Origin of the sequence: Basilea psittacipulmonis DSM 24701 (assembly GCF_000743945.1) — a bacterium.
GTDB lineage: Bacteria > Pseudomonadota > Gammaproteobacteria > Burkholderiales > Burkholderiaceae_B > Basilea > Basilea psittacipulmonis.
This window is the reverse complement of sequence record NZ_CP009238.1, coordinates 1,713,567-1,739,210: the sequence shown is the minus strand read 5'-3', so window position 1 is coordinate 1,739,210 and position 25,644 is coordinate 1,713,567. Positions and strand designations below refer to the sequence as shown.

Genomic DNA, 25,644 nt, shown 5'->3' with positions numbered 1-25,644 from the left:
GGAGCTTATGATGACAACATTTCCTTGGTTATCGTTATCTATCTTTGTGCCCATCTTGGCAGGTATTTTAGTATTGGTATTCGGTCGAGATGAAAAGGCTGAGTTTACTCGCAAATTGTCATTATTAGGCGCAATCGTCTCATTTCTTGTAACGATACCTTTATATGTTTATTTTGATCCGCATACAGCCAATATGCAGTTTGTGGAAAACGTATCTTGGATCGATGCGTTCAATGCTAATTATCATTTAGGGGTTGATGGTATTTCTGTTTGGTTTATTTTGTTAACAGCGTTTATCACGATCATCGTGATTCTAGCGGGTTGGCAAGTCATTCAGAAAAAAGTGGCCCAGTACATGGCTGCGTTCTTGATGCTATCAGGCTTGATGATTGGCGTATTCGCGGCATTAGACGGGTTGTTATTCTATGTGTTCTTTGAGGCGACGCTGATCCCAATGTACATTATCATTGGTGTGTGGGGTGGTCCAAACCGCGTGTTTGCAGCGTTTAAGTTCTTCTTATACACATTGTTAGGCTCTTTATTAACGTTAATTGCCTTTATTTATCTTTACGTTAAAACAGGTACGTTTGATATTGCGACTTGGCAAGCCTTACCGCACTTGAGTATGACGGCACAGATTTTGATTTTCTTTGCCTTATTTGCTGCGTTTGCGGTCAAAGTGCCTATGTGGCCTGTTCATACATGGTTGCCAGATGCTCACGTGGAAGCACCTACTGGCGGTTCTATCGTGTTGGCGGCCATTATGTTGAAATTAGGTGCATACGGTTTCTTGAGATTCTCTTTGCCTATCTTACCCGATGCGTCTCAGTATTTAGCGACCTTTATGATTACCTTATCGTTGGTGGCAGTCGTGTACATTGGTTTAGTGGCTGTTGTTCAAGACGATATGAAAAAGTTGGTGGCGTATTCTTCAGTTGCCCACATGGGGTTCGTGACTTTGGGCTTTTTCCTCTTTAATACGGCTGGTATGGAAGGGGCGATCGTTCAAATGATCGCACATGGATTCGTCTCAGGTGCGATGTTTATGTCTATCGGCGTGATGTATGATCGCGTTCATAGTCGCCAGATCGCTGATTATGGTGGCGTGATTAATGTGATGCCTAAGTTTGCAACGTTCTTTATCCTTTTTGGTATGGCGAACGCTGGATTACCTGGAACCGCAGGATTTGTGGGTGAGTTTATGGTGATCATGGGAGCGGTAGAATCGAATTTCTGGGTAGGGCTGTTTGCAGCGACTGCCTTGATTTTTGGTGCGTCTTACACTTTGTGGATGGTAAAACGTGTGATTTTTGGTAAAGCAGAACATGAGCATATATTGAAAATGTCTGACGTATGTTGTCGTGAATTCTTTATATTGCTCGCGTTGGCGGTATTTGTGTTGTTTATGGGTATCTATCCAAAATTCTTTACAGACATGATGCATACTTCTGTGACTCATTTATTAGAACAGGCAGCTGCCTCTAAACTATAAGGTCGAATTGCAATGGAAAATGAATTTAATTTTGTACTTGCCTTGCCAGAGATTTTATTGGCAGTCTTGGCGATGGGAATCCTCTTGCTAGAGGCCTTTGTAAAAAGTAAAAATGCTTGTTTTAGCTACGTTGCATCGTTGATTACATTGGTACTGCTTATCGTCGTCCAATTAATCCAATGGAATGCAGGTGAAAGTGGAACGACTTTTTATGGGATGTTTGTCCTTGATCCGATGGCTCATCTGTTCAAGGTGCTGTCATACATTGCCGTATTAGTCACCTTAATATACGGTCGTCAATATATGATGGACCGCGATATGATTCGTGGCGGTGAACCCTATGCCTTGACTTTGTTGGCTTTACTGGGTCAAATGGTGATGATTTCAGCATCTAGTATGTTGACTATCTACCTTGGTTTAGAGTTGATGTCTTTATCGCTTTATGCCTTGATCGCCATTCGTCGTGATGATCGTACGGCACTTGAATCGGCCATGAAGTACTTCGTATTAGGGTCATTGGCATCTGGATTCTTGTTATACGGTATTTCCTTGGTTTACGGGGCAACAGGCCAAATCAACTTGTCTGCTGTCTTAGAGGTGTCTCGCCAATTAATTGCATCAAACGATCCTAAGTTAATGAGCTTGATGTTGGCAACAGTATTTATTGTTGGCGGATTGGCGTTTAAAATGGGAGCGGTGCCTTTCCATATGTGGGCACCTGATGTATATCAAGGCTCACCAACGGCGATTACATTGACTTTAGGGGCAGCACCAAAACTTGCTGTGATGGTCATGTTAATGCGTCTTTTGGTTGAGGGATTACATGAAACCGTGCTTAGCTGGCAACCCATGTTAATGATTTTGGCTGTATTATCGTTGTTAGTGGGTAACTTAACGGCGATTGTACAAACAAATTTTAAACGTATGTTGGCATATTCAACAATTTCTCAAGTAGGTTTTATTTTCTTGGGATTGTTTTCTGGATATTTGCCAGATGGGTCTGTGGCCACAGGAGCCTACGGTGCTTCTTTGTACTACATCATTATCTACGTGTTAACCACCTTGGCAACATTTGGTATGATTTTAATCTTGAGCCGAAAAGGATTTGAATGTGAACAAATCTCTGATTTGGCGGGTTTAAACAAACGCAATCCAGCGATGGCGTTGGGTATTTTGTTATTAATGTTTTCTTTAGCAGGTATCCCTCCTTTGGCAGGTTTTTATGCTAAATTAGCTGTATTGCAAGCAACTATTGCCGCAGGGTATTTCTCAATTGCCATTTTCGGTGTGGTGATGTCTTTAATCGGTGCGTTCTACTATTTGCGTGTCGTTAAAGTGATGTATTTCGATCAGCCTAGCGAAAATGCGCCAGCTATTGGAAATGCCTTTAGTTTCCGCAGTGGCGTGATGTCGGTAAATACTTTATTAGTATTGTTGCTCGGTATCTTGCCAGGTGCTTTAATGATGATTTGCGTACAAGTGATTGACGCTTCTTTAAAGTTTTAATGAATTAAAATATTTGTCAATATCTCCATACTAAATTTAACAGGATCTCAGTATTTTATTGAGATCCTTTTTTTATGGGGATCAAAGGTGAAAGAAGAGATGGCGTAGAGGGTAACACGAGATGAAAGTTGAGTGGTCGTCATTTTTCGGCTATAGTATTACTTGTCATCTATTCTAGAATGAAGGTATTTGAGATGAAAACAGTAGGCGATAAATTAGAAGCGTTTTCAGTGGTGGGTGTGAAGCCAGGGTTTAAATGTCGTGAGGAAAATGGCGTGAGTGCTTATGAAACGATCACCGCCAGTTCTTTTCCTGGAAAATGGAAAGTGATTTATTTTTATTCAAAAGATTTTTCCTTATTATGCCCTACAGAAATTATTGCATTTGAGGAAATTGCTTCTGAGTTTGAAAAGCGTGATGCTGTATTGATGGGCGGTTCAACGGATAGTGAACATTGTAAATTGGCCATGCGACGAGCATATCCAGAGATGGAGAATTTAAGCCATTATTCCTTTGCTGATACGACAGGATCTTTGGTCGATCAGTTGGGGGTCCGTGATGAAGAAGGCGTGGCGATGCGTGCGACCTTTATTATCGATCCTGACAATGAGATTCGTTTTGTAAGCGTGAATGCTCATCGCGTATGTCGTAGCACGCATGAAGTGTTAAGAGTGTTAGACGCTTTGCAAACAGAAGCTCCTTGTGCGTGCAACCGTGAAATTGGTGGAGAAACATTTTAATGTCGATACCATTTCGTATTGGTCAAGGGTTTGATGTGCATGCCTTGGTTCCCGACAGAAAACTGATTTTGGGAGGCGTGCATATTCCTCATCATTTAGGACTGAAAGGGCATTCGGATGCGGATGCTTTGCTTCATTCCCTTACGGATGCTTTGTTGGGAGCAGTTGGTTTGGGTGATATTGGAACGCATTTTCCAGATACCGATGCATTGTACAAAGATGCAGATAGTCGTCAGCTGTTGAAAAAGGCATATGAAAAAGTTAAAAGTTTGGGATGGCAGATTGTCAATATTGATGCGACTATTCATGCGGAAAAGCCTAAAATGCTACCTCACACCCCTCAAATGAAAAAAAATATCTGTAACGATTTAGGTTTGTCGGCTGACCAAGTCAATATTAAAGCTAAAACAAATGAAAAACTCGGTTATCTTGGTCAAGAACAAGGCATTGCGGCGAACGCTGTAGTGTTACTTGCCAAGGTTTAAATGTGAGTGACGCTGTCTCTGTAAGCAGTGATATGAATCAATATCAGCGTGTGATATAAAACGTATTTGGTCTTAATGATGAGCTTCATTAACCGCTAAAATAAGCCCATACAATAGCAATCACTGCAACAATGAACAGCAGTAATCGAATGAATTTTGGGTTGACGTGTATCATCACTCGGATGCCTAATAATGCGCCAAGTGCATTGCCAATACCCAAGGTAATTCCCCATCCCCAATGGATTTGATCGTAGATGACAAAAATAACCAGTGACACGATCGTGAAAATCAAGGTACAGATAAGTTTCAAAGCATTGGCACGAACAATATCATAACGAAGTAGTTCTGCACAAATCAGTAAGAGAATAATGCCTACCCCCGCTTGAATAAAGCCACCGTACACACCGCCTAAAAACAAGTAAAAGATAGCGATGGGGCGATCTTTGATGTCTAGCGGTTCATGATGATGTTGAGCAAAAAGATTTTTACGCACGGCTATAAACGTAGCAGCAATCAGCATCACAATGAGCAAAATAGGTTTTAAAATTTCTTTGGGAAGATAAGCTACGAGCAATGATCCACTTAATCCGCCTAATGCACAGGGAATCAGAATCCCCCAAAGCTTATGGCCACTTGGCACTTTGTTTGCATGTGAAAATCCCTTTAACCCCGCTAAAGATTGAATGAAAATGCCTACTCGATTGGTGCCATTGGCAATATTTGCATCTAGCCCTAATAACATGAGTACGGGAATCGTGACAAAAGAACCGCCTGCTGCCATAATATTGACAACGCCAGCCAAAAATCCAACGATAAATATCACTATGTAGGGTAAAAAGTCCAATATCATTCTCTTTTCTCAATGTTACAATAGTACGGGTTTTTTTATGGGTTGGTTCATATGTTCTCAACGACTTCTGTTCTGCTTTACACCATATTTGCTTTTGTTATGGCGATGTTGCCATTTTTATTAAATCGACATTTATTGTTTACATATCGTCCCAATATGCCGATATGGCTTTCTGTTGGGCAGGTTCTGCTCAATTATATTTTGGTGTGCTTAGCTACGTATTGTATTGCGGTTTCAGGTGATGATATTAAAATTTTTGTGTTAGGTATTATTTTGTTTTTGGTGATGGCGGTGTCAGCCTTGTTGTTCAATCGCACGCAATACAAAGGTTTTTTTGCTCGCTTGATTGAATGGTTTGCCATGTATCTGATAGTAGGAGCGGTGGGCTTTTCCATTGAAACGCATTACTTTAATTCGATTCAGCAGGGGTGGGAATTTTATGTCGTGACCCTATGTATTTTTGTGGCAATGGCTTATCCTGCCTACGTTTATCGTCATTTATGGTTAGGTAAACAAAAGAAACCCAAACAATCAAAACAAGCAAAATCCACGTTTTCAGAAGATGAACAAGGATATGAGTGATGGAGATCCATGCAATTCTACCTGCGGCGGGTGTTGGTTCACGATTAGGTGCATCGCTACCAAAACAGTACTTGATGATAGATGGTAAACCATTGATTTGGTATAGCATACAAGCGTTATTGGCGGACAAAAGAATCACGTTTGTGCATATTGGTTTATCGCCTCAAGATAAAGAATTTGAACGTTTGGTGGATATTCAGGATGCACGCGTAAAATGGTATTACTGTGGTGGTCAGACGCGTGCAGAAACCGTGTTAAATACGATAAAAACAAGTGGTGCCAAAGATTGGGTGTTGGTTCATGATGCCGCACGTCCCGGTTTGACGATGAATGGATTGGCACGTTTAATCGATATGTGTTTGTCACAACAAAAAGGTGGAATCTTGGCTATGCCTGTATCAGACACGGTTAAATACGGCATTGAAGATGAAAACGGTTGTTTGCATATCGATCATACTCAATCACGTTCATCTTTATATTTGGCACAAACGCCTCAAATGTTTCCAGTTTCTGAATTGTTGAATGCCTTGGAAACAGTGGATTTGAGCAGTGTGACCGATGAGGCCAGTGCAGTGGAATTGAAAGGAGGACATCCTCTGTTGGTAAGAGGGGATTGGCAAAATCTAAAAGTGACATGGCCAGCGGATTTAGAAATTGTTTCTAAATTTTTATCCGCCACCGAAACATAACTCACCCCTTAACATCCTCGTGAAGCAGGATCGAGCTAGTTTTGGCAACTATAGCCTATGAAAAAAAACGTCTTTAAATTAAGCAGAGACTAAGTCAATCCTAGCTGTTAAGCCGTGTGGAGCATGGTTAAAGATAGAAAAGCTACCTTGTGATTGGCTAATTTGTCTTTCCACAATCGATAGGCCTAGCCCCGTACCAGTGGTGTTGGAACGAGCAACTTCTCCTCTTGAGAAAGGTCGTAGCAGTCGCTCAATTTGGTCATCTGGAATCCCTTTCCCTGTATCACTGATCTCAATACGAACGGTTTTGTGATTGAATTGAAAGGCTTTCAAAGTGATATCAGTGGTATGCGTATGAGGATTTTGTCCATAACGCAAAGCATTTTCAATTAAATTATTGATCGCTCGTTGCAAATTGATTTCTAAAATATGTGCATGTAGATTAGGGGCGATAGCTAGGGTAAGCGTGGCGTTTCGATTGGCACAATGCACTTGTTCGCGTTGTCCGATTTCATGAAGCGTTGCAGATAAGTCTATCACACTAGGGTTGCTTTTTTGAATCGTGCGTGCATAATCAATCAGCTGATCGATGCAATGCTCGATTTGAGACATATCTTGTTCAATTCCTTCTTTTGATTTCTCGCTTAAAGGCCCCATTTCTACTTCTAGTCGAATTCTAGACAAAGGTGTTCGGATGTCGTGAGAGATACCTGCTAACATAATTTCACGATCTTCCTCACTTTGTCTTAATTCTTGAGCCATTTTATTGAATGTTTGGTTTAATTCACGAATCTCGTAAGGTCCCTCATTCGTTGGCAATGGATCGGGTTTTTCATGTCGAGCCAGTTGTTGAGCCAGACGCGATAATCGAGATAAAGGGTTGTTTACAAAACGTACGCTAATGGCCGCACCGTTAATCGTAAGAATTAACGCGACAATCCCCCAGCCGAGCCATTGAAATCGCATAGAGTCATGGCTGCTGTTATCAGGAATCATCAGCCAATAATCTTTGTCATGAACACTGAAACTTAGCCAAAGTCCGTTTATCCCATTAACGGCCGCATATGCCTTAGTGTGCTTAGTGAGTGCTTGTTGTTTTAATTCTGTCTGGTAAATATGCCAAAAATTAACGGCATTATGTTCCACCACTTGATCGCTAGGCAAACGAGGCAAAATCACGATATTGTGTGATTGGTTAATGGCATTGATTAAGTCTTGTTGATGAATGGCGTGATTGATGGTAAAAGCATCGTAAATAATGTTAAGAATGGTGGCGTTGCGATGGGCCAGTGTTTTGGCTTTTGGGGTCTCTTGTGCCGAAAAGAAGATAATGAGCCAAACAGTCATGCTGACAATAATGACGGTTCCGATAAATAAAAATGCACGTGTAAACACCCCAAGTTGAAGATGAGGGCTATTGGCTAATGTTGAGAAAAATTTACGGATCGTCATGAACAGCTATTAGGTATTGGGTTCGGTAATAAACACGTATCCTACGCCCCAAACAGTTTTGATATGGATGGGATCAGTGGGGTTGGGTTCAATGAGTTTTCTTAAACGTGAGATTTGGACATCCAAGCTTCTATTAAACACTTCGTACTCTTTCCCTTTGGTTTGTTCCATGAGCTGGTCACGTGATAAAGGCGTGTTGGCATTTTGGATAAATACTTTTAAAAGCCCTAGTTCACTGGTTGTGATAGGAATGATTTTGCCTTGTTTGCTCAAAGTACGAGTGGTTAAATTTAAGGTAAATTGTCCGAATGTATAGATTTCTTCTGAGTGTGATGACAAAGCGTGAGCCGTTGTCGCGGATGAATTTTCTTTCGGAACACGTCTTAAAATGGCGTTAATGCGTGCCAGTAATTCTCGAGGATTAAAAGGTTTTGTTAGATAATCGTCGGCCCCCATTTCTAAGCCCAAAATACGATCGATTTCTTCTGTTTTGGCCGTCAACATCAAAATAGGTGTGGTAATATTTTTACCTCTTAGACGACGACAGATTGATAAGCCGTCCTCATCGGGTAGCATAATGTCCAAAACAATTAAATCATAAGGCTGGGTAGGGAACAGCTGGTCCATTGATACAGCATCTTTAGCAATATCAACATAATACCCTTGACCTTGGAGGTATTGTTGAAGTAACTCGCGCAGACGTTCGTCGTCGTCCACGATTAATATTTTACGGTTGGTCATATTTTTTTAACTAGTTGATATGTTCTATATTGTAACTTTTAAAAAGAAACTTTGGGAAATTAAAAGCGAATATATTAGGGTAAAATACTTTTTATGAGTAAATATATCGTTTCAATAGATACTTCAGGCCAAGGGGCCAGCTTTTCTTTGGTACACCTAGCAGGTGAAAACAAGGAACAATGGTCGATTATCGATGAAAAAGGGCGGCATAAAGTCGATGGCGTTATTCCGTTCATTGAAGCCTTGTTAGAGCAAGCATCTATCACTTTGTCAGATATTTATGCGTTGGCATTTAATCAGGGGCCTGGTGGATTCACAGGGCTTAGAGTGGCTTGTGCAACGGTTCAGGGACTTGCGTCGGGATTAAATATTCCCGTTTTGCCTATTGGCTCGTTGCAGGCTATGGCGTTTGAACACACATTAAATCATCATCATGAATTTTTAGTATCTGTGCTGGATGCAAGGATGGAAGAGGTGTTTTTGGCTGTTTACGAAAAAGATGAGCACGCACCTTTTGGATTGTTAGAGAAACAAGCCCCTTGTTTGATACCTTTTGACAAAATCGATGATTACTTGCTGAAAATGAAACCGATTTGGGAAAAAGAACGGGGCCAAATCATTGCTTTTAAACGTTGTGAGCAAACGGTCAATGCAAATGTCTTGAGCAATATGGCGGTGTATGCGGTTGAACATCACCCAGATGCCTTTATCGATCCTATGATGGCACAGCCTGTTTACGTTCGTAATAAGGTGGCTTATACGATTTTGGAAAGAGAACAGGGATCGGGCGGTAATCCGAAAGCCTTGGATTTTCCATTTCAGTGGCGTGAGGTAACGATTCGTCCTATGAGTCTGTCCGATGTGCCTGCTGTGGTGGCATTGGAAGCGTTGTTGGAGCAAGATCCTTGGACGGCGGGAAACTTTATTGATGCCTTAAATAAGGGGTATTCATCGTGGGTGGTGGTGTTTAATGGACAAATTATCGCTTATTTGCTTCAATTAATTGCTCCAGATGTTGCTCATTTGATGATTTTAGGCGTTCATGAGGCGTATCAAGGTAAAGGTATTGCCCAAGTATTAATCCAACAATCACATGAAAATATGATAAAACATGGTATTTTTGAACAAGTGTTAGAAGTGAGAGAGGATAATACTCGAGCAAGAGATTTTTACGAAAAACAAGGTTATATCGAGATAGGCAAACGAAAAGGATACTATGCCTCAGGTCAGATAGATGCCATTGTTTTATCTAAAAAAGTAAAAGGTTAATCATGATGAATCAAGATTTAAATGAGCTACAGGTCTTGTGGTTAAAAGAGATGGGCGTGACGGCGTTGTGGGGAACGCCTTTGAAAGCCACTCATTTGAATCCAAAGGATAAAACAACCTCTGATTCATCGCTTGAGACAGTATCTCAGCAAACGACTGCTTCAGAATCATTGTCGACTACGCATACCGAGGCGATGATGGTTGAACGAGATGCCCAACAGACCTTATCTGAACTGGTAGCGGCCTCAAAGTTAGGAGAATTAACGTCTCCCGACTCCTCGACACGAACGATAATATCGAATAAGAATCGAGCTTCTTTAAACGCGAATGATGTGATGGAGTCAGCTAATCAGCGTGCATCGGTTTCTCCTGTATTGGAAAAAAGAGTCTATCTGGTCGATGAGCTGGCACCTAATTTCTTGGAGTTCAAGAGTCGCACGCTTGCTGAGCTAGAAGAAAAAATCCAACTTCATCAGTTGCAAGGTAATACCTTTATGTTTGGACAAGGACATCCCAGTGCAGACTTAATGATTGTAGATATTTGTCCCTCACCGCCTGATGTAGCGAACAAAAAAATGTTTACAGGCCAGATTCAGAAAGTATTTTGCCAAATCAGTGGCATATTGGACTGGGAGATGAGTCGCAACTTATTTGCTACGCATATTTTAAAATGTCGAGACAGTGATCATGGTGAGCTCGTGTCATTTTTGAAAGAATATGCGAACGATATTTTGATGGCGCAAATTGATATTGTGCGTCCGCGATGTGTATTGGTGTGGGGAACCGCATTGAAATATATGTTGGGGCGATCGTATGACGTTTCGATGCTTCGTCAAACGGAATTTTGGGTGAAGTTTGATGAGCAGTATACCGTACCTTTTGTGTTTTCATTTCATCCGTTTATGTTGTCCAAAGATGTTTCTTTGAGACCCTTGGTGTGGCAAGATTATTGTAAAGCCACTTCTTTGGCCTTTGCTGGCACTCATAAAGAATAGATAAGGAAGTATTATGTTAAGAAAAAATCCCCGTGGAGATTTCCCTCAAGTTCATGAAACGGCGTTTGTCGATCCGACGGCTATTTTATGTGGCAAGATTGAGGTAGGGCCAGGCGTGTTTATTGGTCCTTATGCCGTGATTCGTGCCGATGAGGTCAATGAAGAAGGACAAATGGATCCCATCATTATCGGTGCCTATTCTAATATCCAAGATGGTGTCGTGATTCATTCTAAAGATGGTGCGGCGGTGGAAATCGGCGAAAATACATCGATTGCACACCGTTCTATTGTTCATGGTCCTTGTAAAGTAGGTAGCAACGTGTTTATCGGCTTTAATACCGTGCTTTATAATTGCGTGGTGGCAGACGGAGCAGTGGTGCGTCATAACTGTGTGGTGGATGGGCATGATATTCCTGAGAAGTTTTATCTACCCTCAGCAACGGTGGTGACACGTGCCACACATTTGGAAGATTTAAATATCGTGCCGACATCCGTGAGAGAGTTTTCAGAGTCGGTGATGACAACGAATGTTAGTTTAGCGAGTGCTTATCTAAAAATACAAAACACGTTTTAAAAAGAGCAGCTTGCTTTTTTTCTAAATGGATGTGGTGCAAACGATGGTTTCTTAATGCAATTGCTGTGTTAAGCACCATCGAATGTATAGAAACAAAGGTAACGGTTAGGATGACAAGAGTCGTAAATGAGTGTGCTCAAGATGAATAGTGCTAAAAAAATATTAAATCGTGTGATATATGGCTTACGACCTAAGCGAGTCTATAAAGATTTACCCCCCTCCCCATAAAAAATTCTTAGAAAGAATGCGACAACCCGTTGATGCATGGGCATTTATGCGGGTTTGCGATGAGATGCGAACCTTGCCTGCGTGTTTAAATAGTATTTTGCCTGTGATTAAAAAAGGTGTCATTGCCTATAATCCTTCAGAAGATCCGGAAGAAGAAAAATTTATTCTCGATTTTTGTCAGAAAAATACAGGTTTTATTCCTTTTAAATATGACTATCAAATAATACCTGCAGGCAGTCGTGAATATTTAACAAATACTGAAAGAGAGCGTCATTTAGATACCTACTATAATGCTGCGTTAGATCAGATTCCAAATGGCGAGTGGATGATCAAAATCGATGCGGATCAGATTTATGATACAGAGAAACTGGCTCGACTATTAAGTATGGTTGATGAGCGTCAAATCGTATCTATCGCCCGAATGAATTTGAATGTTGTTGAGGGTAAACTGCATTTATATGCTCAAACACCTTATGTTGATCCTTGTGATCATTGGTTGCTAAAAAAAGTGTCAGAATTACGTTTTAAAATGTATATTACAGATGCCGATGATTCTAATTTCGAGGCGTATGAACTCTTGGAATTTCCACAATCATTCTGTAAAAAGTACGGTTTGCAAATCGTTCATACTCAGTTGATTACTTGGCATTTTCCACTTTTGAAAAGACATAGACGTTCACTTTCCCTTCCTAGTGTACCGTTGGAACGTTATAAAGAGGTCTTGGACATCGAGGCCAACCACGTCACACTAGAGATGGTGGATAAGGATTATGTGATTTCTTTTTTAAGAAAGGTGGGGTTTCAAGAAGAATTATCTTAGTCTTTTTGTAACAGGCAATACTTGAAAATCGGATAGTCGAATACGTATGGTTTGGGCTATGCTGGAACAAGGAGTGGGGTTAAGATCCTCTAATAAAAAAGGGAAGTAAATGTTTTAAAATCGTAATAAATCGTTGTGAGATTGCTACATTGAGCAATAATTAATTATTAAATAAATTTTTGTAAAATCAATATATTGTGACCTACGTAGTTTTGAAATTGTGCAAAATGACTATAAATGTTTCAAAAGTGTTAAGTTAAATTTAATAAAATCCCTCTACTTTTTATCCCAATCTATTGATTTATATACAAAAATCACTGTTTTGGGTGTACGGGGGGGGGATTTTGATTTTATATGTTGAGACAGGTAAAATCTTCTCATCTATGTAATTCTTTCGCTAACATCGTCTTTTTTAAGAACATTTTAAATATATAAAGAGGGTGTTAGTGTTTACTTTTTTTGTAAGGAAAGCCTATGAATAAGATTTTTAAAGTTATTTTTAATCGTAACAAAAATCGTTGTGAAGTAGCATCAGAATTTGCTAAAGGACATGTGAAATCGTCTGCAGGGCAGAGTTTAGAGCAAGCAGGGGTCTTGCGTTACTTCCCGTTATCAGTGCTGGCGGTGTTGGTGGGACTAATAGGAACACCAGCATGGGCAACCGTTGAGATTAAAGATGGGCAAATAATCTCGACTTCAGGAACGAATGTTTCCAATGTAACGATTGCCGATATTTATAAAGGTTTGCAGTTAGGCGGTGGTAAATCGCAGGTCAGTTATGAGGGAACAGGTTGGGTCCTACCATTGGGCTTTAATCAAACTATTCATGGCGGTGTTTTAAATACAAGTAATTCTACTGACTCTGCGGCTAATTTAGCTAATTATACGAATAATAAAGCAGCTAATGCTAATTCGGTAGGTACCATTGCCATTGGCGGTGGATATACTGGTGCGACAGCGTCAGGCCGCGGTAGTGTCGTAGTGGGGGATGGTGCTTCGGCGACAGGTAATGTGTACTCTATTGGGGTGACCTATTATCATGATGCTTATGGTAATACGCTGGCATATAACCCTGATAATCCTTTAGTTGCGGCGATTAAATCTAAGTCATTAGGTGCATATTGGTCTGGAGCAGCAGCGGCATTTGGTAATAAGGCTAAGGCTGATGGGGGGGTGGCTTTGGCGGTAGGAACAGGATCAACCGCAGAAGGTAACTTTGCAACCGCATTAGGCGGAGCATCTAAGGCATTACGTGATAATACTGTTGCGGTGGGTTATGCAACAGCGACGGCTACTAATTCAATTGCTCAGGGGGCATCAGCATTCGCAGGTTCCAAAGAAGGTATTGCGATTGGTTCGAAAACACGAGCTGGTAATTCGGAAGAGATTGCGAAGTTAGAGAAAGAATATACTGACTTGCAGATGTATTTTAATAATGGTCTTCAATATAATGGGAAAACCGTTACGCAGGAGCAGGTTGGTGCGGCGAAGAAGAAGTTATACGAGGCATATAATGAGTCAAATGTGGCATCTGCCATGGCTATTGGTGATGGTGCGCAAGCATGGTCTTATGCTGGGATGGCATTGGGACGTTTAGCAGATTCTCGAGGATCCGATGCGATTGCGATCGGTAATAGCGTGAAGTCCTATGGTGAAAGGAGTATTGCCATCGGTGCTGTTGCCCATGCCTATAATAACAGTAGTGTCAGTTTGGGTGATAGTGCCCGTTCTGTGGCGGAGCAAGCCTATGCGGTAGGTAGAAATAGTAAAGCAGGGGCGAAAGATGTGATCGTATTTGGTTCAGGTGCTTCTGCTGGCTGGAATGATAATTTAGAGACTTTAAGTCAAGCGGTTAATACTGCAAATGATGCAAGAAATGCGGCGATTAATGAGCAAAATGCAGCGAATACGGCACTTAAGCAGGCTTATACGGATAATAATGCCACCGCAATTAGTGCGGCACGTGACCGTGTGACAAAAGCAGATGCGGACTATGAAACCAAAAATAAAGCTCGGCAAGATGCTATTACTGCATTGAAAGAAGCAGGAAAATCAAATAGCGCAGTGGATGCGATTGCCATTGGTAATAATGCGAATGCAAGTGGAAAAAGTGCATTAGCCTTGATGCGATTCGCGACAGCGAATGCTACGGATGCAATTGTTATTGGTAATAGTGCAGAGGGAAGTGCTGAAAGAGCATTGGCGTTAGGCTATGTGGCAAAAGCTTCGGGTAAAGATGCCATTGCGATTGGTGGTAGTGCAAAAGCGACGAATACAAATGCGACAGCAATAGGTCCTGTGGCGAATGCTTCTGGTGTTGACTCTGTGGCATTTGGTTATAGTAGTAAGGCTATTGGAGAAAGTTCATTGGCATTAGGACGTGTTTCAATAGCCAATGCAACAGATGCCATTGCGATTGGTAACAGCGGCTATGCTAGTGGCAATAATTCGATAGCAATTGGTCGTAGTGCAGCTGTAGGTTATACTTCAAATACTTACAATACCAAAAACGGTAGTAATTATACTCAAGATAAAGTAGTAAATAATTCAATAGCGCTGGGTTATTATGCACGAACAGAGATGGACAATTCTGTCGCACTAGGTACCTTTTCACGTGTTACTGAGGGCGAGGACACTGTTACTGAAAGTCAAAAATCCTATTTAACAAACAAAGATCAAAGTACGAAAGGTATTGTATCAGTCGGTGCAGGTAGTTCTAACTATGGCTCTATTAATGATGTCTCAATGACTAATGCACTTACTCGCCGTATCACTAACGTAGCAGATGGTGTATTAGATGATGATGCCGTCACCGTTGCACAACTTAAAAAACTTCAAATCACGGGTGGTGGTAGTGAAACAACGGTGGCTACTACAGCAGATATTACCGCTTCTGATACATCAACAGATGGGGTTAACCATAACTACCAACTAACTTTAAACAAAGGCAAAGTAGCAGAAAACGAAACCAAAGTGGTAAGTGGTGGTGATGTTTACAGTGCGATTAATAAGGCTAAACCAACAGTTGAGTCTAAAGACAACAGCGTGACCGTGACGAAGACAGCAGCGACAGCAACAGAAGGTGAGAAGTACGACTTATCTGTGAAGAAAGACGGTCAAGTAGTAAGTGGCAACACTGATGTTGTGACGGGCGGAACGGTTTATAGCGCGATTGACACAGCGAAGACTGAATTGACAGATAAAGGCTTGAAGTTCCAAGGCGATGATAGTCAGGCAGTAGCGAAGAAACTAGGCGATACCTTAACGATTAAAGGTGGCGCGACAGGTGAAACAGCTGATGGCAACATCAAGGTGGTTAAAGGCACTGATGGTAGCCTCGTGGTGAAATTAGCGAAATCGCTAACTGGTTTACAGGACATCAATGCAACAGGAACGATTACTGGTGGTACGTTGAAGGCGGGTGATACGAGCATCACGACAGAAGGCTTAACGATCAGTGGTGGTCCAAGCGTGAAGAAAGCTGGTATTGATGCTGGTAACAAGGTAATCAGCAACGTAGCCGATGGTAGTGGTAAAAACGATGCGGTCAATAAAGGCCAGTTAGATCAAGCGATTGAGACTGTAACAGGCAAGATTACGGCAGCTCAAGGCGATCAATGGACGTTAGCGACGAACGATGGAACGAGCAGCACAGATGTTACTGCTAAAGATAAGAAAGTGACGTTAAAAGCCGGTAAGAACGTCAGCTTGGATAATACGAATGGCACGGTGACGATCAACGCGAATACGGATACGGTAGAGAGTAAGACCGTGAAGTTAGGCGATGGCACGAACGGCACAACCATCGCGATAGCAGGTAAAGACGGAGCGAACGGCACGAATGGTCAGAATGGTGCGACAGGCGATGCAGGTGCAGTAGGCTTAGACGGCAATAGCATCACCCGTATCGTGTACACCGATCCAGATGGTACGACCAAGCACACGGTAGCGACCTTAGAAGATGGCTTGAAGTTTGCAGGTGATAGCGGTAACGCGATTGCGAAGAAACTGAACGAGACTTTAACCATTAAAGGTGGTGTGACTGAGTCAAACAAGTTAACTGACAACAACATCGGCGTAGAAAGCAAAGATGGCGAATTGTTAGTGAAACTGGCTAAGGACGTGGACTTAGGTAGCACTGGAAGTCTGAAAGTAGATAAGACAAAAGTAGGATCCGACGGTATTACGTTTGAAGGTGGTGCGGCAAGCTTGAACAGCAATGGCTTAACGATTACAGGCGGCCCAAGTGTCACCACGAGCGGTATTGATGCAGGCGGTAAGAAGATCACGAAGGTGGCGAATGGTACTGCAGGTACTGATGCGGTGAACTTTAGTCAATTAAGTGCGGTGGAAACGAAAGCAGATAAAGCACAAACCACAGCAGACGCCGCTAAGACAGCAGCGGAAACTGCTAAGAGTGCAGCAGAAGCGGCAACAACTCAAGCCAATAAAGGTTGGAACCTAAAAGTAGGTTCAACAACGAAGAACATTGCGCCAGAAGGAAGCGTGACGTTTGCAGATGGCGATCATACAACGGTGTCGTTGACAGATAGCACGGTTAAAGTGAACGTGAAAGCTGATGGTCAGGTAACAAGTGGCAACACAGGCTTAGTAACTGGCGATGCGGTTAATAAAGCGATTGAAGATGCGAAGAAAGTGTCTAAGACAACGGTTGAGTCTAAAGACAATAGCGTGACCGTGACGAAGACAGCAGCGACAGCAACAGAAGGTGAGAAGTACGACTTATCTGTGAAGAAAGACGGTCAAGTAGTAAGTGGCAACACTGATGTTGTGACGGGCGGAACGGTTTATAGCGCGATTGACACAGCGAAGACTGAATTGACAGATAAAGGCTTGAAGTTCCAAGGCGATGATAGTCAGGCAGTAGCGAAGAAACTAGGCGATACCTTAACGATCAAAGGTGGCGCGACAGGTGAAACAGCTGATGGCAACATCAAGGTGGTTAAAGATGGTGATAGCCTCGTGGTGAAATTAGCGAAATCGCTAACTGGTTTACAGGACATCAATGCAACAGGAACGATTACTGGTGGTACGTTGAAGGCGGGTGATACGAGCATCACGACAGAAGGCTTAACGATCAGTGGTGGTCCAAGCGTGAAGAAAGCTGGTATTGATGCTGGTAACAAGGTAATCAGCAACGTAGCCGATGGTAGTGGTAAAAACGATGCGGTCAATAAAGGCCAGTTAGATCAAGCGATTGAGACTGTAACAGGCAAGATTACGGCAGCTCAAGGCGATCAATGGACGTTAGCGACGAACGATGGAACGAGCAGCACAGATGTTACTGCTAAAGATAAGAAAGTGACGTTAAAAGCCGGTAAGAACGTCAGCTTGGATAATACGAATGGCACGGTGACGATCAACGCGAATACGGATACGGTAGAGAGTAAGACCGTGAAGTTAGGCGATGGCACGAACGGCACAACCATCGCGATAGCAGGTAAAGACGGAGCGAACGGCACGAATGGTCAGAATGGTGCGACAGGCGATGCAGGTGCAGTAGGCTTAGACGGCAATAGCATCACCCGTATCGTGTACACCGATCCAGATGGTACGACCAAGCACACGGTAGCGACCTTAGAAGATGGCTTGAAGTTTGCAGGTGATAGCGGTAACGCGATTGCGAAGAAACTGAACGAGACTTTAACCATTAAAGGTGGTGTGACTGAGTCAAACAAGTTAACTGACAACAACATCGGCGTAGAAAGCAAAGATGGCGAATTGTTAGTGAAACTGGCTAAGGACGTGGACTTAGGTAGCACTGGAAGTCTGAAAGTAGATAAGACAAAAGTAGGATCCGACGGTATTACGTTTGAAGGTGGTGCGGCAAGCTTGAACAGCAATGGCTTAACGATTACAGGCGGCCCAAGTGTGACTACGAGCGGTATTGATGCAGGCGGTAAGAAGATCACGAAGGTGGCGAATGGTACTGCTGGTACTGATGCGGTGAACTTTAGTCAATTAAGTGCGGTGGAAACGAAAGCAGATAAAGCACAAACCACAGCAGACGCCGCTAAGACAGCAGCGGAAACTGCTAAGAGTGCAGCAGAAGCGGCAACAACTCAAGCCAATAAAGGTTGGAACCTAAAAGTAGGTTCAACAACGAAGAACATTGCGCCAGAAGGAAGCGTGACGTTTGCAGATGGTACGAATACGAAGGTAGAGTTGGATAGTAGTAGCAATACCGTGAAAGTAAATGTTGAGGCTAACGGACAAGTAGCAAGTGGTAACACAGGCTTAGTAACTGGCGATGCGGTTAATACGGCGATCGAAGGTGCGAAGACTGAGTTGACAGGTAAAGGCTTGAAGTTCCAAGGCGATGATAGTCAGGTGGTAACGAAGTCATTAGGTGATACCTTAACGATTAAAGGTGGCGCGACAGGTGAAACAGCTGATGGCAACATCAAGGTGGTTAAAGGCACTGATGGTAGCCTCGTGGTGAAATTAGCGAAATCGCTAACAGGCTTAGAGAATATTACAGCAACAGGCACGATTAGTGGTGGAACGTTCAAAGCCGGTGATAACACCTTGAATAGTACAGGCTTGACAGTAGGACCGGTGAAAGTAACGTCTACAGGTATTGATGCAGGCGGTAAGAAGATCACGAACGTAGCGAATGGTACAGCTAATACTGATGCGGTCAATAAAGAACAGTTAGATAAAGCGATTGAGGGCGTGACTGGTCAGATTACGGCGGCACAAGGCGATCAATGGACGTTAGCGACAACGAACGACGGTAGCACTGTTACGAATGTTGAAGCTAAAGACAAGAAAGTGACGTTGAAAGCTGGTAAGAACGTAAGCTTAGAGAATGCGAATGGAACGGTGACGATCAACGCGAATACAGATACGGTAGAGAGTAAGACCGTGAAGTTAGGCGATGGCACGAACGGCACAACCATTGCGATTGCAGGCAAAGACGGAGCGAACGGCACGAATGGTCAGAATGGTGCGACAGGCGATGCAGGTGCAGTAGGCTTAGACGGCAATAGCATCACCCGTATCGTGTACACCGATCCAGATGGTACGACCAAGCACACGGTAGCGACCTTAGAAGATGGCTTGAAGTTTGCAGGTGATAGCGGTAACGCGATTGCGAAGAAACTGAACGAGACTTTAACCATTAAAGGTGGTGTGACTGAGTCAAACAAGTTAACTGACAACAACATCGGCGTAGAAAGCAAAGATGGTGCTTTAGTAGTGAAACTGGCTAAGGACGTGGACTTAGGTGCGAACGGTAGCGTGAAAGCAGGCGATACGAAAGTATCAGCAGACGGCATTACGTTTGGAGATGATGGAAAAGCAAGCTTGAACAGCAATGGCTTAACGATTACAGGCGGGCCAAGTGTGACTACGAGCGGTATTGATGCAGGCGGTAAGAAGATCACGAAGGTGGCAAATGGTACTGCTGGTACTGATGCGGTGAACTATAGTCAATTAAGTGCGGTGGAAACGAAAGCAGATAATGCACAAACCACAGCAAACGCCGCGAAGAGTGCAGCAGAAACTGCTAACAAAGGTTGGAACTTAAAAGTGGGTTCTAATACGACAACGGTTAAACCAGAAGGAACAGTGACGTTTGCAGATGGCGATCATACAACGGTGTCGTTGACAGATAGCACGGTTAAAGTGAACGTGAAAGCTGATGGTCAGGTAACAAGTGGCAACACAGGCTTAGTAACTGGCGATGCGGTTAATAAAGCGATTGAAGATGCGAAGAAAGTGTCTAAGACAACGGTTGAGTCTAAAGACAATAGCGTGACCGTGACGAAGACAGCAGCGACAGCAACAGAAGGTGAGAAGTACGACTTATCTGTGAAGAAAGACGGTCAAGTAGTAAGTGGCAATACTGATGTTGTGACGGGCGGAACGGTTTATAGCGCGATTGACACAGCGAAGACTGAATTGACAGATAAAGGCTTGAAGTTCCAAGGCGATGATAGTCAGGCAGTAGCGAAGAAACTAGGCGATACCTTAACGATCAAAGGTGGTGCGACAGGTGAAACAGCTGATGGCAACATCAAGGTGGTTAAAGATGGTGATAGCCTCGTGGTGAAATTAGCGAAATCGCTAACTGGTTTACAGGACATCAATGCAACAGGAACGATTACTGGTGGTACGTTCAAAGCCGGTAATAACACCTTGGACAGCACAGGCTTGACAGTAGGACCGGTGAAAGTAACGTCTACAGGTATCGATGCTGGAAGTCAGAAGATCACGAAGGTGGCAAATGGTACTGCTGATAGCGATGCGGTCAATAAAGGTCAGTTAAGTGCGGTGGAAACGAAAGCAGATAATGCACAAACCACAGCAAACGCCGCGAAGAGTGCAGCAGAAACTGCTAACAAAGGTTGGAACTTAAAAGTAGGTACGAATACGACAACGGTTAAACCAGAAGGAACAGTGACGTTTGCAGATGGTACGAATACGAAGGTAGAGTTGGATAGTAGTAGCAATACCGTGAAAGTAAATGTTGTTGCTAACGGACAAGTAGCAAGTGGTGACACAGGCTTAGTGAAAGGTGGCGATGTTTACAGTGCGATCGAAGATGCGAAGAAAGTGTCTAAGACAACGGTTGAGTCTAAAGACAATAGCGTGACCGTGACGAAGACAGCAGCGACAGCAACAGAAGGTGAGAAGTACGACTTATCTGTGAAGAAAGACGGTCAAGTAGTAAGTGGCAATACTGATGTTGTGACGGGCGGAACGGTTTATAGCGCGATTGACACAGCGAAGACTGAATTGACAGATAAAGGCTTGAAGTTCCAAGGCGATGATAGTCAGGCAGTAGCGAAGAAACTAGGTGAGATGTTAACCATTAAAGGTGGTGCGACAGGTGAAACAGCTGATGGCAACATCAAGGTGGTTAAAGATGGTGATAGCCTCGTGGTGAAATTAGCGAAATCGCTAACTGGTTTACAGGACATCAATGCAACAGGAACGATTACTGGTGGTACGTTCAAAGCGGGTGATAACACCTTGAATAGTACAGGCTTGACAGTAGGACCGGTGAAAGTAACGTCTACAGGTATTGATGCGGGTAGTCAGAAGATCACGAACGTAGCTGAGGGTACAGCTAATACTGATGCGGTCAATAAAGAACAGTTAGATAAAGCGATTAGTGATGCTCAAGAAGCTGTTCAAGCGGATCAATGGACGTTAGCGACAACCAACGATGGTACAACAACTAAGGAAGTTGAAGCTAAAGACAAGAAAGTGACGTTGAAAGCCGGTAAGAACGTGAGCTTGGAGAATAGTGACGGTACTGTGACCATTAATGCAAGCACTGAGCAATTAGAAACTCAGACCGTTGTGTTAAAAGGTAAAGACGGTACGAACGGCACAACCATTGCGATTGCAGGCAAAGACGGAGCGAACGGCACGAATGGTCAGAATGGTGCGACAGGCGAAGCGGGTAAAGCCGGTGTAGATGGCAATAGCATCACCCGTATTGTGTACACAGATCCAGATAACAAACAGCACACCGTAGCGACATTAGAAGATGGCTTGAAGTTCAAAGGTGATAGTGGTGACACGATTGCGAAGAAATTGAACGAAGAGCTAACCATTAAAGGAGGTGCGACAGGTACTCTAACCGGCAACAACATCGGCGTAGAGAGCAAAGATGGTGCTTTAGTAGTGAAACTGGCTAAGGACGTGGACTTAGGTGCGAACGGTAGCGTGAAAGCAGGCGATACGAAAGTATCAGCAGACGGCATTACGTTTGGAGATGATGGAAAAGCAAGCTTGAACAGCAATGGCTTAACGATTACAGGCGGGCCAAGTGTGACTACGAGCGGTATTGATGCAGGCGGTAAGAAGATCACGAAGGTGGCAAATGGTACTGCTGGTACTGATGCGGTGAACTATAGTCAATTAAGTGCGGTGGAAACGAAAGCAGATAATGCACAAACCACAGCAAACGCCGCGAAGAGTGCAGCAGAAACTGCTAACAAAGGTTGGAACTTAAAAGTGGGTTCTAATACGACAACGGTTAAACCAGAAGGAACAGTGACGTTTGCAGATGGCGATCATACAACGGTGTCGTTGACAGATAGCACGGTTAAAGTGAACGTGAAAGCTGATGGTCAGGTAACAAGTGGCAACACAGGCTTAGTAACTGGCGATGCGGTTAATAAAGCGATTGAAGATGCGAAGAAAGTGTCTAGGACAACGGTTGAGTCTAAAGACAATAGCGTGACCATAACGAAGACTGAGGCGACTGATTCAACAGGTGAGAAATATGACTTATCTGTGAAGAAAGACGGTCAAGTAGTAAGTGGCAACACTGATGTTGTGACGGGCGGAACGGTTTATAGCGCGATTGACACAGCGAAGACTGAATTGACAGATAAAGGCTTGAAGTTCCAAGGCGATGATAGTCAGGTGGTAACGAAGTCATTGGGCGATACCTTAACGATCAAAGGTGGCGCGACAGGTGAAACAGCTGATGGCAACATCAAGGTGGTTAAAGATGGTGATAGCCTCGTGGTGAAATTAGCGAAATCGCTAACTGGTTTACAGGACATCAATGCAACAGGAACGATTACTGGTGGTACGTTCAAAGCGGGTGATAACACCTTGAATAGTACAGGCTTGACAGTAGGACCGGTGAAAGTAACGTCTACAGGTATTGATGCGGGTAGTCAGAAGATCACGAACGTGGCTGCAGGTTCTAACGCTAACGATGCGGTGAACTATAGTCAGTTGCAAGCGGTGGAAACAACTGCCAACAAAGGTTGGAACCTAAAAGTAGGTAGTGCTGGTACGACGAAGACTGTGGCGCCAGGGGATACAGTGACGTTTGCAGATGGTAATCATACAACGGTAACGTTGACAGATAGCACGGTTAAAGTGGACGTGAAAGCTGACGGTAAGGTAGCTAAAGATGACACAGGCTTAGTCACAGGTGATACTGTTAATAAAGCGATCGAAGCAGCTAAGACAACAGTTAAATCAGACGATGCTAGCGTGACCGTGACGAAGACAGAAGGCACAAATGGCGCTGGAGATACTTATAACTTAGCTGTGAAGAAAGACGGTAAGGTAGAAGATGGCAATACTGATGTTGTGACGGGCGGAACCGTTTATAGTGCGATTGACACAGCGAAGACTGAGTTGACAGATAAAGGCTTGAAGTTCCAAGGCGATGATAACCAAGAAATTGCTAAGAAACTAGGTGATACCTTAACGATTAAAGGTGGCGCGACAGGCACTCTAACCGACAAGAACATCGGCGTAGAGAGCAAAGATGGTGCTTTAGTGGTGAAACTAGCTGAGTCATTGACAGGCTTAAAAGACATCACCGCAACAGGCATAATTACAGGCGGTACGTTCAAAGCGGGTGATAACACCTTGGATAGCACAGGCTTGACAGTAGGACCGGTGAAAGTAACGTCTACAGGCATTGATGCGGGCGGTAAACAGATCACGAAGGTGGCTAGTGGTTTAGGAAGTACTAACCTAGCTGATGCAAAAGATGATACTTTGACTAATGCTGCTAATATTGGTGACTTGAAAAATGCGATGAACGCGATCACCTCCTCTGTTACAGGTGGATTTGGTCTGAAAGCTGATGATAATAACGAGGTTAAAGCTGATTTAGGTAATACCATTACTGTGAATGGCGATAATCAGAATATCACTACATCGGTGGATAATAATGCCGTGAAAGTTGCCTTAAACGACCAAGTAACATTGGGTAAAAAAGACTCAACAGGTAAGGTGACCTTGAATAACAAGGAAGGTAAGGCTAACGTAACGCTAGATGGCGACAAAGGCTTGACTGTTGGTAAGGTGGCTGATAAGTCCAACGGTACATCGGTATCAGATATGGGCGTGATCAGCACAGATGATCAAGGTAACAAAGCCTTACATATGGCGGCAGGCAGCACTTATATGGGAGCTGATGGCAAGACAGTCAGCATCTCTGCAGATGGCTTGTATAACGGTGGTAACAAGATTACTGGCGTGGCTGCTGGCGATATTAGCGCAGCTAGCACCGATGCAGTGAATGGTAGCCAATTATTTGCAATTCAAAATGCTGTTAAAGGTATTAAGGAGAGCAAGTTAAGCTTCCAAGGTGATGATGGTCAGGCGGTATCGAAGACACTTGGCGAGACCTTAACGATCAAAGGTGGTGCGACTGATGCAACCCAGTTGACTAAAGGCAACATCGGCGTTGTCAATGAAGGTGGCAACTTGGTAGTGAAATTGGCTAAGGACGTGGACTTAGGTGATACTGGTAGTCTGAAAGCTGGTGATACCAGCGTCACGACAGAAGGCTTAACGATTAAAGACGGCCCAAGTGTGAAGAAAACTGGTATCGATGCAGGTAGTCAGAAGATTACCAATGTGGCCGCAGGCACTGCAGACACCGATGCCGTTAACGTATCGCAGTTGAAAGCAGCTACTCAGGCCAATAAGTACTTCAAAGCAGGTAGTACCGGCGATAATGATGATGCGGTTGTTGAACAAGACGCTACATCAGGCTCTGTGGCTATCGGTGCAGGTTCAAAAGCAAAAGCAGCACATAAACCAACACAAGATAATAATGGTTATTATGCGGCATTTGACGGTGAAGTCGCCGGCTTAACGGTGAACGACCAGAACCCAACCGGTCCAGCTGTTGTGTCCTTTGGTACTGAAGGTGCTGAACGTCAGTTACAACATGTAGCTCCTGGCGTGATTTCGGCAACTTCAACCGATGCGATCAACGGTAGTCAGTTACATGCAACCAATATGCAGGTGGCACGTAATTCGCAGGCGATCAGTGCTTTAGGCAAACAGATCGATAACTTGGATAAAGATCTAAGTGCCGGTGTGGCGAATGCGATGGCAACAGCAGGCTTACCACAGGCTTATCGCCCGGGTAAGAACATGGTGGCTATTGCAGGTAGTACCTTCCGCGGACAAAGTGCGATTGCTATTGGCGTATCCAGCATTAGTGACAATGGTAAAGTGGTCATTAAAGCATCTGGAACCACCAATACGCGTGGTGATGTCGGCGGAACAGTTGGTATCGGCTACCAGTGGTAAACCCAGTTACTCGTCGTGACAAGCGATGAGTTCTGACCATTAAGTAAAGCGAGGTGTTTTATAACGCTTCGCTTTATTTTTTGGAATCAAAATTGTTTAAATTCTGTTGCGTTCTTTGTGGTTTATTGAGGAACTTTGATAATTACAAAGTGTTTAGGGGTA

The 25,644-nt window shown here is 43.4% G+C and carries 14 protein-coding genes; 11 read left to right on the top strand and 3 right to left on the bottom strand.

The window, feature by feature from the left end:
* Nucleotides 1-7: 7 nt before the first annotated feature.
* The 4 genes from IX83_RS07440 to ispF all read left to right on the top strand — a co-directional run bounded on the left by IX83_RS07440 (nucleotide 8) and on the right by ispF (nucleotide 4,223).
* Nucleotides 8-1,492 carry an NADH-quinone oxidoreductase subunit M gene (locus tag IX83_RS07440; RefSeq protein ID WP_038500907.1) on the top strand — a complete coding sequence of 495 codons (1,485 nt, stop codon included), beginning with the start codon at nucleotides 8-10 and terminating at the stop codon, nucleotides 1,490-1,492.
* 12 nt (nucleotides 1,493-1,504) lie between these two features.
* Nucleotides 1,505-2,998 carry an NADH-quinone oxidoreductase subunit NuoN gene (gene nuoN, locus IX83_RS07435; RefSeq protein WP_038500903.1) on the top strand — a complete coding sequence of 498 codons (1,494 nt, stop codon included), beginning with the start codon at nucleotides 1,505-1,507 and terminating at the stop codon, nucleotides 2,996-2,998.
* Between the two features lie 194 nt (nucleotides 2,999-3,192).
* Nucleotides 3,193-3,738 (top strand): redoxin domain-containing protein, encoded by a 546-nt coding sequence (locus IX83_RS07430; RefSeq protein WP_038500900.1) that lies wholly within the window; start codon nucleotides 3,193-3,195, stop codon nucleotides 3,736-3,738.
* A complete protein-coding gene (gene ispF / locus IX83_RS07425) occupies nucleotides 3,738-4,223 on the top strand; it encodes a 2-C-methyl-D-erythritol 2,4-cyclodiphosphate synthase (RefSeq protein WP_038500897.1) in 486 nt (161 codons plus the stop codon). Before IX83_RS07430 ends, ispF begins: the two co-directional genes overlap by 1 nt.
* 88 nt (nucleotides 4,224-4,311) lie before the next feature.
* On the opposite strand, the gene IX83_RS07420 is transcribed toward ispF, so the two are convergent.
* Nucleotides 4,312-5,073, bottom strand: coding sequence for a sulfite exporter TauE/SafE family protein (locus IX83_RS07420; protein WP_038500894.1), 762 nt, complete (start codon nucleotides 5,071-5,073; stop codon nucleotides 4,312-4,314).
* Between the two features lie 51 nt (nucleotides 5,074-5,124).
* Between IX83_RS07420 and IX83_RS08700 the strand changes: the two genes are divergently transcribed.
* Complete coding sequence (locus tag IX83_RS08700; protein ID WP_051919540.1) at nucleotides 5,125-5,655, top strand: DUF2818 family protein; 531 nt, start codon at nucleotides 5,125-5,127, stop codon at nucleotides 5,653-5,655.
* Entirely contained in the window at nucleotides 5,655-6,344 is a 690-nt protein-coding gene (ispD, locus tag IX83_RS07410; protein WP_038500891.1) for a 2-C-methyl-D-erythritol 4-phosphate cytidylyltransferase, read from the top strand. Before IX83_RS08700 ends, ispD begins: the two co-directional genes overlap by 1 nt.
* Nucleotides 6,345-6,422: 78 nt before the next feature.
* On the opposite strand, the gene IX83_RS07405 is transcribed toward ispD, so the two are convergent.
* Both IX83_RS07405 and ompR read right to left on the bottom strand, forming a co-directional pair.
* Nucleotides 6,423-7,796 carry an ATP-binding protein gene (locus IX83_RS07405; protein WP_038501823.1) on the bottom strand — a complete coding sequence of 458 codons (1,374 nt, stop codon included), beginning with the start codon at nucleotides 7,794-7,796 and terminating at the stop codon, nucleotides 6,423-6,425.
* Between the two features lie 9 nt (nucleotides 7,797-7,805).
* Nucleotides 7,806-8,537, bottom strand: a complete 732-nt coding sequence (gene ompR / locus IX83_RS07400; protein WP_038500888.1) for an osmolarity response regulator transcription factor OmpR — start codon at nucleotides 8,535-8,537, stop codon at nucleotides 7,806-7,808.
* 93 nt (nucleotides 8,538-8,630) lie between these two features.
* Here ompR and IX83_RS07395 point away from each other — a divergent pair, with 93 nt between their 5' ends.
* From IX83_RS07395 to IX83_RS08985, 5 genes are all read left to right on the top strand, one after another.
* Complete coding sequence (locus IX83_RS07395; protein WP_038500885.1) at nucleotides 8,631-9,806, top strand: bifunctional tRNA (adenosine(37)-N6)-threonylcarbamoyltransferase complex dimerization subunit type 1 TsaB/ribosomal protein alanine acetyltransferase RimI; 1,176 nt, start codon at nucleotides 8,631-8,633, stop codon at nucleotides 9,804-9,806.
* A gap of 2 nt (nucleotides 9,807-9,808) precedes the next feature.
* A complete protein-coding gene (locus tag IX83_RS07390) occupies nucleotides 9,809-10,801 on the top strand; it encodes a uracil-DNA glycosylase family protein (RefSeq protein WP_038500882.1) in 993 nt (330 codons plus the stop codon).
* A gap of 13 nt (nucleotides 10,802-10,814) precedes the next feature.
* Nucleotides 10,815-11,375 carry an LbetaH domain-containing protein gene (locus IX83_RS07385; RefSeq protein ID WP_038500879.1) on the top strand — a complete coding sequence of 187 codons (561 nt, stop codon included), beginning with the start codon at nucleotides 10,815-10,817 and terminating at the stop codon, nucleotides 11,373-11,375.
* A 244-nt stretch (nucleotides 11,376-11,619) separates the two neighbouring features.
* Complete coding sequence (locus IX83_RS07380) at nucleotides 11,620-12,423, top strand: hypothetical protein (protein ID WP_038500877.1); 804 nt, start codon at nucleotides 11,620-11,622, stop codon at nucleotides 12,421-12,423.
* A 474-nt stretch (nucleotides 12,424-12,897) separates the two neighbouring features.
* On the top strand, nucleotides 12,898-25,482 hold the full coding sequence (locus IX83_RS08985) for a YadA-like family protein (RefSeq protein ID WP_038500874.1): 12,585 nt from the start codon (nucleotides 12,898-12,900) through the stop codon (nucleotides 25,480-25,482).
* Nucleotides 25,483-25,644 lie beyond the last annotated feature (162 nt).